The following is an 11,526-nucleotide window of genomic DNA, read 5'->3' on the forward strand; positions in this document are numbered from 1 at the left end:
ATTATTTTACTTTAGATATTTGTGCCATTAATTCTGCTTCGGCACATAATTTTCCGTTAGCATAAGCGTAACCTTGCATATGACAAATTCCGCGTCTGATTGGAGTGATTAAAGAACATTTAAAAATTAGTGTATCCCCAGGAACTACTTTTTGCTTAAACTTAACATTATCCATTTTCATAAAAAAGGTTAAGTAATTTTCTGGATCAGGAACCGTATTTAAAACCAAAATACCTCCTGTTTGAGCCATAGCCTCACAGATTAAAACACCAGGCATTACTGGAGCTCCAGGGAAATGCCCTTTGAAAAATTCCTCATTCATGGTGACATTTTTCATTCCTACTACGTAGGTGTCAGTAAGTTCAAAAACTTTATCCAACAGTAAAAAAGGTTGTCTGTGCGGTAACATAGCCATGATTTGATTCACATCCATAAGTGGCGGTTGATTCAAATCTATGTTTGGAACATTATTTCTTCTTTCGTTTTTAATAATTTTTGAAAGCTTTTTTGCAAATTGTGTATTTACAAAATGTCCTGGTTTATTGGCAATTACTTTACCGCGTATTCTGGTTCCAATTAAAGCTAAATCGCCTAAAACATCTAATAACTTGTGTCTTGCTGCTTCATTAGGATAATGTAAAGTAAGGTTATCTAAAATACCATTAGGCTTTACGGCAATAGTATCTTTTTTAAAGGCTACTTTAAGCTTTTCTATGGTTTCGGGGGAAATGGCTTTATCAACATAAACAATAGCATTATTGAGATCACCTCCTTTGATTAACCCATGTTCTAAAAGCATTTCTAATTCATGTAAAAAACTAAATGTACGAGATGCCGAAATATCTGATTTGAAATCTGAAATTTGATTAAGGGTGGCATTCTGGGTTCCCAAAACTTTGGTGCCAAAATCTACCATCGTAGTAACCTGATATTCCTTTGCAGGCATCACTAAAATTTCACTTCCAGACTCTTCATCTACATATGAAATCACATCGGTCACTTCATACTCTTCTCTGCAAGCGTCTAACTCAACTACACCCGCTTTTTCAATAGCTTCAACAAAAAACTTTGAAGACCCATCCATAATTGGGGGTTCAGACGCATTAAGCTCTACAATCACATTGTCAACATCTAGTCCTACCAGCGCTGCTAATACATGCTCAGAAGTTTGAATGGCAACGCCGTTTTTTTCAAGGCAGGTACCACGTTGTGTATTGGTAACATAATTAGCATCTGCTTCAATTACAGGCATACCTTCTAAATCAACACGTTTAAAAGATAAACCTGAATTAGCCTCAGCAGGCTTAAACGTTAAGGTGACATCTTTTCCTGTGTGTAGCCCCACACCTTGTAAAGAAACTTCGTTCTTTATAGTCTTTTGTTTGATATTAGTATTTACTATTCCCATTTATTTTTTTCTAAATCATTTAAATTTTTAACAATGGAAGGCAAGTTTTTAAAATGAACGTATGCCTTATTATAATCATGTAGTTTTATAGCGGGAGATCCTTGAAGTATTTCATTATCTCTTACATTTCTCGCTATTCCTGACTGCGCTTGAATTTTTACATTATCACCTATTGTAATGTGGCCCGCAATACCAACTTGTCCCCCTATTTGGCAATGCTTACCTATTTTTGTAGAACCGGCAATACCCGTTTGTGCCGCAATCACTGTATTTTCACCTATTTCAACATTATGAGCTATTTGAATTTGATTATCAAGTTTAACTCCTTGCTTTATAACAGTTGATCCTAAAGTTGCTCTATCAATAGTAGTAGCTGCTCCTATATCAACAAAATCTTCAATAACTACATTTCCTGTTTGGGGTATTTTACTATACCCACCGTCATCATTGGGAGCAAAACCAAAGCCATCAGCTCCAATAATAGCTCCTGAATTAATAACACAGTTTTTACCTATTGAGGTTTCAGAGTAAACTTTTGCCCCAGAAAACACAATAGTATTATCTCCTATGGTAACATTATCACCAATGTATACATTAGGAAATATTTTCACATTTGAACCTATTACCACATGACTTGAAATATAACTGAAGGCACCTATATAAACATCATCTCCATATTGGGCCGAGTCACTTATAAATGAAGGCGCTTCAACCCCAACTTTGTTCAGTTTTACAGAATTATAATACTCAAGGATTTTAGAAAATGCTAAATAAGCATCATCTACTTTAATCAACGTTGTAGTAAGATTCACTTCAGGCTTAAAAGTTTTATTTACTATGGTAATAGATGCCTGAGTAGAATAAATATGTGGTGTATACTTAGGATTTGCTAAAAAAGTTAAAGAGCCTTCTTGTCCTTCTTCAATTTTAGAAAGCTTAGATACTTCAATATCAGGATTTCCAACAACATCACCATCTAATATTCCTGCTATTTGTTGTGCTGTAAATTTCACCGAAAATTTTAAATGTTTTTTGTTTGATTGAGGCAAAAATATGAAAAATGTACTAAAGTTTATCCTTGGGATAACATATATAATATTTAGTAACTGGTTTTGATAACGCTTTCAAATTTAATTGATCAGAAGCTTTTACAATATCTTGTATTTTTCCTGATTTATGTAAGATATTGATACGTTTATTACTCAATTGATAGGCCTGATTTTCAATACTACCTGAAAACACAAAATATTCGGCCTCATTTTCAGAGATATTATAAAGTGCAACCAGCTCTTTTCTAAACTTATCAATGCTCTTCGTTTTTATAGGTTTATTTTTTAGCTTTATACGAAGTAAGTTTCTGTTAATAATCATATCACTTAACTTACTTAATACAAAATCATCATGATTTTGCCACGCTTTCATAGCTGAAATAATATCGAAATCATCTAATTGAGAAAATACATGAAGTGTTTTGGTGTTAAAATTGTCTATGGATATTTTATTATTCAAGAAATACTCTAAGGCAGCACTTGCGGTAATTTTAGTCCCAGAATCATGTAGTTCTTTGGCACGTTTAAGCACTCTAATAAGAAGTTGTTCTGCAGCCAATCCTGTTTTATGCAAATAAACCTGCCAATACATGAGACGTCTAGCAATGATAAACTTTTCAACACTGTATATGCCTTTTTCTTCTACTACCAGATTATCATCAACTACATTAAGCATGGTAATTAAGCGCTCACTATTTATATTGCCTTCTGCAACGCCTGTATAAAAACTATCGCGCTTCAAATAATCGGCCCTATCCATATCTAATTGACCACTTATCAACTGACACATGAATTTTCTGGGGTACTGCCCCTTAAAAATGTCAATGGCAAGCGTTAAACTTCCGTTAAATTCTTCGTTTAAATGCTCCATAAAAAGTAACGAAATTTCTTCATGAGACACATTATTTACAATGCTATGCTCCATAGCATGCGAAAATGGCCCATGCCCAATATCGTGAAGTAAAATAGCTGCGTAAAGTCCAATCTCTTCTTCTTCTGAAATGCTAACACCTTTAAAACGAAGTACATTCACAGCTTGTTGCATTAAGTACACACAACCTATGGCATGATGAAATCTGGTATGGTGGGCACCAGGATACACCAAATAGGACATACCCATTTGCGTAATACGACGAAGTCTTTGAAAATATTTGTGCTGAATTAAATCAAAAATTAACGAATTTGGAATGGTAATAAATCCGTAAATTGGATCGTTTAATATTTTAAGTTTGTTCAAACTTTTAATGTTTTACAATAAATTTTTACAAATATAATGATATGTAGTTAGCGTTTTAAGAAAAGGCCTCATAAACAATACCTTTCTTAATGCTAAATACCTTTGAAGATAATTACAATGAATAAAATGAGAATACTTTGGGTTGATGATGAAATTGATTTATTAAAACCGCATATTTTATTTTTAGAGAAGAAAAATTATAGTGTAGCCACTTGCAAAAGTGGATCGGAAGCCATTGACCGTCTTGAAAATGAGAATTTCGACATTGTATTTTTAGACGAGAATATGCCTGGACTAGCGGGCTTAGAAACACTAAATGAGATTAAGGAAAAGCAAGATAATCTTCCTGTGGTTATGATTACCAAAAGCGAAGAGGAATATATTATGGAGGAGGCTATTGGCAATAAAATTGCCGATTATTTAATTAAGCCTGTAAATCCTAATCAAATTCTTTTAAGTTTAAAAAAGAATTTAGACCATTCAAGACTCATTTCAGAAAAGACTACCTCAAATTACCAGCAAGAATTTAGAAAAATAGCTATGGATTTGTCCATGGTTAACACCTATGAAGAATGGGTGAATTTGTATTTAAAATTAATTTATTGGGAAATTCAACTAGAAGATATTGAAGATGCTGGTATGTTTGAAATTTTAGAATCGCAAAAAAATGAAGCCAATATTCAGTTTGGAAAATTCATTGATAAAAATTATGCAGAATGGTTTAAACCGCATACAGAAGCTCCTGTTATGTCTCATACGCTTTTTAAAGAAAAAATAGTTCCTGAAATAAGCAAAGAACAACCTACATTACTCGTTGTAATTGACAATTTACGCTATGATCAATGGAAGGTTTTAGAGCCTGTTATAAATAATTACTACAAAAAAGACAAAGAAGATTCCTATTACAGCATTTTACCTAGTGCAACACAATATGCCAGAAATGCTATTTTTTCAGGGTTGATGCCAAGCGATATGGAGCATTTGTTTCCTGAATATTGGAAAAATGATACCGATGATGGTGGTAAAAACCTATTTGAAGCTGAATTTTTAGACACACAAATGAAGCGTTTAGGACTTACCAATTTTAAATTCGAGTATCATAAAATCACCAATTTCAAAACAGGTAGAAAATTAACAGATAATTTTAAGTCGTTAAAAAACAACGATCTAACTGTTGTTGTCTATAATTTTGTAGACATGTTGTCGCATTCTAAAACAGAGATGGAGGTGGTAAAAGAACTGGCATCAAATGATAAAGCGTACCGATCGTTAACATTAAGCTGGTTTAAGAACTCCCCGCTTTTAGAAATGATTCAACAAGCACAACAACTTGGCTTTAAGTTAATTTTAACCACAGATCACGGTACTATTAATGTAAAGAGCCCTTCAAAAGTAATTGGAGATAAAGATACCAGCTTAAACCTGAGGTATAAAACGGGGCGCAGCTTAACGTATGACTCAAAAGATGTTTTGGTGGCAAAGAACCCTAAAGACTTGCATTTGCCCTCTATTAATATGAGTAGTTCGTATATATTTGCAAAGAGTGATTTATTTTTTGCCTACCCCAATAACTACAATCATTATGTGAGTTATTACAGAAACACCTATCAACATGGGGGTGTTTCTTTAGAAGAAATGATTATTCCATTTGCAGTGCTTCAGCCTAAATAATTCTATAAAAAGCTATTTTTATCGATGAAATACATCTTTTGTTAGGAAATTAAAAATTAAATACTTAACATTGCATAATAAATAGGAGTAATATTGGAAATTCGTTATAATTTAAATGACATTCAGAATGTTGCGAATCAAATCATAAAAAATGCTAAACATAACGTGTTACTTTTTTATGGTGAGATGGGAGTTGGTAAAACAACGCTGATACGTGAGATTGTAAAAGCTTTAGGATCTAATGACGATGTGAGTAGTCCAACGTTTTCCATTGTTAATGAATATCAAATTGATGATGGTGTTTTATATCATTTTGATTTGTATCGTGTAAAAGATTTAGATGAGGCCTACAATTTTGGCATAGAAGATTATCTTAATTCTGATGCATGGATATTGATAGAATGGCCAGAGTTAATTGAACCTATTTTAGACAAAAATATAGAACATATTGAAATAAAATTATTAGATAACAAAACAAGAAAATTAGTAGTTAAACAAAGGGTTTAGATAAAATGATAGCCATTTTTACATTAGTTTACGGGAAACCCACACGGTGTAAAATTAAAAACATTTGATTTTAACATTTTTTTAACATTTAACAAAAAACAGCCACATACACTTTAGTTACATTTGGGTAATTAATTAATTAAATCCCTTAAAAAATGAAAACTAAAAAGTATGTAATTGCAATAGCAATTTTCGGAGGAATGTTGTTTACAGCTTACGCAGCTAACGCAATAAACCAAAATGGAGACCAAACAGCAAAAATCGAAAGAAAGCCTTTTAAAATCCCATCAGGGAATTAAAAAAGGATTAGTTAGTGGTACAATAATAGCTACAATTTTAGCTGTTACGCCATATTTGTTTACAATTTACGAAAGTGTTCCTGCCACTAAGGTATGGAACACTTTTTTGTTTACTTATGATAGTAAGAATTGGGAGGATGCAAATTTGGTTATGTGGATATTTTCAAGTAAAGCAATACCGCTTCTTCTTTTATTGATTTGGTTTTTCACTAATCGACACTGGTGGTTTCATGCTTTGTTAGTTCCTATAATAATGTATGTCTATCAAATTTTTAGGTTATTTAGTGATGATCAAAATTATGATGAATTCCAATTGATTTATATGCTACCTGTTATGGCAATCATTATTCCTTCAATCTATTTAATTAGGGCAAGAATGTTTAATCGGATTAATGAAGCCAACAAATCGTTAGAAGAGCTTGAAGAGGAGCTCAAACTATCCCCTAAAAATTTCTGGGGCAAATTAAAAGATTATTTTTAATCGCGGTGGCTTAATCGTTCCCTTTCTTGAGTATCTATTGATTTTTCGTTGGTTTTTAATCTAAAATTTCCAAACTTATAATTAAAGCCCACTGTAAACAACCTGTTTTCCATAGTGGACTTCGATGCAATATCCTGATCTAGATACCGGGTATCTGTGGTAAAGTTTTGCGTGTTAAATACATCCGAAACCCCTAAACTTAAGGATGCTCTGTTTTCCCAAAAACTCTTTCTTACACTAAAATCTAAACCCGCTCTTGCGCTAATTTCTCTAGGACCATCAATATAAGATGAAATATAAATAAATGACAAATCTGTAGTTAAACTTTTGTCTTTTAAAAAACTAAAATAATTAATAATCTGACCATAAAACGTCCATTTGTCATTCTGTAGTAATTCGTTCTCTTTTGTGAAATAATTATTTTCATTATAAAAATAGGATGACAAGATATACAGATTCCAATGCTTTGTAATAGTTTTATAAGTTGTAAAATCAAGTCCATAAGATACCCCATAATCAATGTTGGTATAATTTTGCCTTATTAACCTATTCTCATTGTCTTGATAAATAAACTCAATATTCACATTGTCCTCATACCTGTAATAAATCTCAAAAGTATAACTTTCATCAAAGGTATAACCTAATATAACCTGATCATCAATTTGCGGTAATAAATTAGGGTTGCCACTAGAAATAGTGTTATCATTAAGAAAAAACTCAAATGGGTTTAACTCATTGTATTTGGGTCTGTAAATACTTCGTTTATAATTAACATATAACTGATTTATGTCGTTTAACTTGTGTAGTATATATAATGAAGGGAATAACTTAAAATACGCCTGTTCATTAATTAATCCTGTAGACAAGGAGTTTCCTTTTAAATTGGTATACTCTCCTCGAATACCAAGTTTTAAACTCCAGTTTTCCCAATCTTCTGAAACACTAACATAACCAGCATAATTATCTTCTGAATAATTAAAGGTATCATAATTATCCAATGCTACTAATGGTTGGGTTTCGTTTACTAAATGTTGTTTCAGTCTACTTTGAGAATCTATGCGTGCATATTTCAATCCCGCCTCAAATTGATCACCAAATTTATTAGGTAATTCATAATCTATTTGTCCGGTATATAATTTTATACGTTGTCTTGAAAAGGTTTGAAAATGATTGTTTCTTATTAATGACCCATCAGGGAAATTATAGTTGGTATTTACATCTTGAAATATTGAAAAATCATAATTTGTATGATGCACATTGCTTGAAATTCGCTCACCTTTGTCCCCTATTTTATACGCATAATCTAAAGTAAAAGCCAAATTATAAATTTCATCTACAGATTTATTTATGGTATTAAATGTGGAATCTAACGTTTTATTAGCATCATATATAGCTGTAAGAGAATTGACATCTGTTCGTACACCATTACGGGGCGCTAACAACATACTGGTAGAAAACCCTATTTCACTTTTATTACTTAACGCATAGTCTATATGGGCATTTATATTCTGATTAGCACTTTCTCGGGTTCTATTATAATCGGTATTCCAAATAGAGACAATCTTATCGTTTTCTATAAAATTAACGTCATCCCTTAAGTTTCTATAATCTTTTCTTGGGCTAATACTATAATTAATATAGGTGTTCAGCTTTTTTGTCTTAAAAAAGTGGCTTGTACCTGCCGAAAACTTAGGGTATTCAAAACCTTGTTTATAATCTCCAAAAACACTACCACGGTATCCTGAAATGACATTTTTAGTTGTTACAATGTTAATCACAGCACCGCCTTCTGCATCGTATTTTGCAGGAGGATTGGTTATTACTTCAATGGATTTCACATCATTGGCCGAAGTAGCTTCCAATAACTGTAGCACTTCGCTTTGAGATAAATAAACTCTTTTATCATTGATATATATAATAGGTGTGGCTTGTTTTATAGAAATAGCCCCGTCATGGACTAAAACCCCTGGCGTGTGTTTTAAAACACCTAAAAGATTATCATTAGACAGGGTAGAATTTTCTACATTAAATATGAGTCTATCTACCTGTCTTTTTACTGTTGGGCGTTTTGCTACAACCGTAACATCATCAAGAATTTCACTACTTGTCTCTAAAATGATAGTGCCTAAGTCTGTATTATTTTTTATTAAAAGATCTTCAGTAAAGGATTTATATCCTAAAAACGAAATTTTGATTTGATAAGATCCTGTTTTTATGTTATCAATAACAAATACCCCGTTTTCATCTGTTGTTGATCCCTGCAGAGGTTTATCAGATTGTTTTTCAACTAAAACGACATTAGCAAAGGCAATTGGAACGTTATTTTCATCGTTTAAAACACCAGTAATTTCATAGCCTTGTGAAAAAGACAAGCTCGTAATAAATAAAATAAAACAAGTAGAAAATTTTATAAACATGTGTCTAGTTGTTATGCAAACATAGTACATTTAATTCATTTTAAACGGAGGGTTTCCCTTAAAACCCTATGTTTTTTTTCCTACATATTGTATTTTTCGATGAAACGCACATATCGTCCAAAATATTTATTTAAAAGATACCTACATCAATAGAAAATTTATTTGTAATTTCATTTTTCACTAATGCTAAAGACATGTCAAAACAAATATCTCCCTTTACTAAACAGCAATTATTACCTCAGGAAGAGACCCTTGAAATTTACAAAAAAAAAGGAGAGTTATTTATAGGTTTACCCAAAGAAACGGCCTTTCAGGAAAAGCGAATTTGCTTAACGCCAGATGCTGTTTATGCCTTGGTAAGCAACGGACATCGGGTTCTCATTGAATCTGGTGCTGGGAAGGGGGCTAATTTTAGTGATAGAGATTATAGTGAAGCTGGGGCTGAAGTCACTAAAGATACTGCCAAAGTGTTTTCTTGTCCTATGATTTTAAAAGTAGAACCTCCTACCTTAGACCAAATTAAATTAATTAACCCTCAAACCATACTCATATCTGCGCTTCAAATAAAAACACAATCAAAAGCTTATTTTGAAGCTCTAGCCGCTAAAAGAATTACCGCCTTAGCATTTGAATTTATTAGAGATAGTGATGGAGGCTATCCTGCCGTGAAGTCTTTAAGTGAAATTGCAGGAACAGCATCGGTTTTAATAGCTTCTGAGCTACTATCAGACACAAAAGATGGTAACGGTTTAATGTTTGGTAATATAAGTGGTGTGCCTCCTATTGAGGTGGTTATTTTGGGAGCAGGTACTGTGGGAGAATATGCCGCAAAATGTGCTATTGGTCTTGGTGCCGGTGTGAAGGTTTTTGACAACTCAATTACAAAACTTAGGCAAATTCAAACCAATTTAGGACGTTCTTTATTCACGTCAACTATTCAACCCAAAAACTTGCTAAAAGCCTTAAAAAGGTGCGATGTTGTTATTGGTGCTGTACGAGGACTAAACAGATCTCCTATTGTAGTCTCTGAAGCCATGGTACAAAACATGAAAAAAGGAGCAATAATAATAGATGTTAGTATTGATATGGGAGGCTGTTTTGATACCAGTGAGGTAACCACACACAAAGCTCCTACTTTTGTAAAGCATGATGTAGTACACTATTGTGTGCCTAATATTCCTGCGCGCTATCCCAAAACAGCTACGGTTTCAATAAGTAACATCTTTACACCTTATTTGCTAAAAATAGCCGAAGATGGTGGTATTGAAAATTCTTTAAGATTTGATAGAGGTTTAAAAAATGGATTGTACTTTTACCACGGAATTTTAACTAGTAAATCTGTTGGTGAATGGTTTGATTTAAAATATAATGATGTTAACTTACTCATCTTTTAATTCAAGTCTTATTACGATTTCTACAAACTATTTTTAATGAAACTTATTCAACGTATTGGCTACTATTTAGGCGGTTTTTCCATGGGATTAATAATTCTAGCCTTTTTTTTAAATGGAAAAAAAACCTCCTGTAGTTACGGACCAGAATCAAGAGTTTTAAAAAACATAAATTCAAAGCACATGGTATTTAGTAAGAAGGCTGAAGACGATATCTTGCAATTAAATACAGACTCTGTAACGGTGCATACCATTTTAAAAAAAGGAAGTATTGATTTTTTAAATAGTGCCCCAAGAAAGAAACCCTGCGGGGAATATATTATATTTGACAAAACGGAAAATAAAAAAGAAATAGCCATTACTGTAAAAAATTGTGACAGTATAGCAACAATCATAGCCGTTAAAGCCATAGATTAATATGCTAAAGCGTTCTTTTGATATATTACTGTCCTTACTCCTTTCCATTTTACTCCTCCCCTTTTTACTGCTCATTTCTATTTTAATTAAGATAGATTCTAAGGGGCCTATTCTATTCATTCAAGGTAGAGTTGGTAGAAATAACCACGATTTTTCTATTATGAAGTTTAGAACCATGCGCGTACAATCTGAACAAAAAGGGCTGCTTACTCTTGGTAATCATGATTCTAGAATTACCAAAATGGGGTATTTTTTAAGACGTTATAAGATTGATGAATTCCCTCAGTTATTTAATATTCTGAAAGGCGATATGAGCTTTGTAGGACCACGACCAGAACTCAGGCATTATGTTAATTACTATCATCAAGATGATATGGTAATTTTTAAATTAAGACCTGGGTTAACAGGCTTAGCGTCCATTAAATACCGTAATGAGGTAGAACTATTAAAAAAAGCTGATGACCCAGAAAACTACTTTATCAATGTTATCATTCCTGATAAACTGAGGTATAATAAAATGTATTTAAATAATAGAAATTTCCTTTTAGACTTAAAAATTATAGCCCTAACCATAATTAAAGTCATTTCAAAATAAGCTGTAACGTGATATATAAGTTGTTACATGGTAAAAAATAATTATTTTGTTGAG

Annotated in this window: 10 protein-coding genes; 6 read left to right on the plus strand and 4 right to left on the minus strand. The window is 32.4% G+C overall.

Features of this window, described 5'->3' with window-relative positions; translation table 11 throughout:
- Position 1: 1 nt before the first annotated feature.
- Genes KFZ70_RS13550 through KFZ70_RS13560 form a run of 3 tightly spaced genes read right to left on the minus strand, consistent with a single transcriptional unit; the run spans position 2 to position 3,703 of the window.
- Positions 2 to 1,408 carry a bifunctional UDP-3-O-[3-hydroxymyristoyl] N-acetylglucosamine deacetylase/3-hydroxyacyl-ACP dehydratase gene (locus KFZ70_RS13550; RefSeq protein ID WP_139694811.1) on the minus strand — a complete coding sequence of 469 codons (1,407 nt, stop codon included), beginning with the start codon at positions 1,406 to 1,408 and terminating at the stop codon, positions 2 to 4.
- Positions 1,399 to 2,421, minus strand: a complete 1,023-nt coding sequence (lpxD, locus tag KFZ70_RS13555; protein WP_139694812.1) for a UDP-3-O-(3-hydroxymyristoyl)glucosamine N-acyltransferase — start codon at positions 2,419 to 2,421, stop codon at positions 1,399 to 1,401. The genes KFZ70_RS13550 and lpxD overlap by 10 nt, the downstream gene beginning before the upstream one ends.
- 52 nt (positions 2,422 to 2,473) lie before the next feature.
- Entirely contained in the window at positions 2,474 to 3,703 is a 1,230-nt protein-coding gene (locus KFZ70_RS13560) for an HD domain-containing protein (protein WP_139694813.1), read from the minus strand.
- A 108-nt stretch (positions 3,704 to 3,811) separates the two neighbouring features.
- On the opposite strand from KFZ70_RS13560, the gene KFZ70_RS13565 reads away from it, so the two are divergent.
- The 3 genes from KFZ70_RS13565 (at position 3,812) to KFZ70_RS13575 (ending at position 6,652) form a co-directional block, all read left to right on the plus strand.
- Positions 3,812 to 5,365 carry a bifunctional response regulator/alkaline phosphatase family protein gene (locus tag KFZ70_RS13565; RefSeq protein ID WP_139694814.1) on the plus strand — a complete coding sequence of 518 codons (1,554 nt, stop codon included), beginning with the start codon at positions 3,812 to 3,814 and terminating at the stop codon, positions 5,363 to 5,365.
- A 93-nt stretch (positions 5,366 to 5,458) separates the two neighbouring features.
- Entirely contained in the window at positions 5,459 to 5,872 is a 414-nt protein-coding gene (gene tsaE, locus KFZ70_RS13570; RefSeq protein WP_139694815.1) for a tRNA (adenosine(37)-N6)-threonylcarbamoyltransferase complex ATPase subunit type 1 TsaE, read from the plus strand.
- Between the two features lie 240 nt (positions 5,873 to 6,112).
- On the plus strand, positions 6,113 to 6,652 hold the full coding sequence (locus KFZ70_RS13575) for a hypothetical protein (RefSeq protein WP_233243984.1): 540 nt from the start codon (positions 6,113 to 6,115) through the stop codon (positions 6,650 to 6,652).
- On the opposite strand, the gene KFZ70_RS13580 is transcribed toward KFZ70_RS13575, so the two are convergent.
- Positions 6,649 to 9,069 (minus strand): outer membrane beta-barrel protein, encoded by a 2,421-nt coding sequence (locus KFZ70_RS13580; protein ID WP_158293160.1) that lies wholly within the window; start codon positions 9,067 to 9,069, stop codon positions 6,649 to 6,651. The genes KFZ70_RS13575 and KFZ70_RS13580 overlap by 4 nt on opposite strands.
- Positions 9,070 to 9,263: 194 nt before the next feature.
- Between KFZ70_RS13580 and KFZ70_RS13585 the strand changes: the two genes are divergently transcribed.
- Genes KFZ70_RS13585 through KFZ70_RS13595 form a run of 3 tightly spaced genes read left to right on the plus strand, consistent with a single transcriptional unit; the run spans position 9,264 to position 11,472 of the window.
- Entirely contained in the window at positions 9,264 to 10,463 is a 1,200-nt protein-coding gene (locus KFZ70_RS13585; protein WP_139694817.1) for an alanine dehydrogenase, read from the plus strand.
- Between the two features lie 36 nt (positions 10,464 to 10,499).
- Complete coding sequence (locus KFZ70_RS13590; RefSeq protein ID WP_139694818.1) at positions 10,500 to 10,877, plus strand: hypothetical protein; 378 nt, start codon at positions 10,500 to 10,502, stop codon at positions 10,875 to 10,877.
- A gap of 1 nt (position 10,878) precedes the next feature.
- The gene (locus KFZ70_RS13595) at positions 10,879 to 11,472 is read left to right on the plus strand and encodes a sugar transferase (protein WP_139694819.1); all 594 of its coding nucleotides are present in this window, start codon (positions 10,879 to 10,881) and stop codon (positions 11,470 to 11,472) included.
- Positions 11,473 to 11,526: the final 54 nt, after the last annotated feature.

The organism is Allotamlana fucoidanivorans, from assembly GCF_045788535.1.
GTDB classification, from domain to species: Bacteria; Bacteroidota; Bacteroidia; order Flavobacteriales; family Flavobacteriaceae; genus Allotamlana; species Allotamlana fucoidanivorans.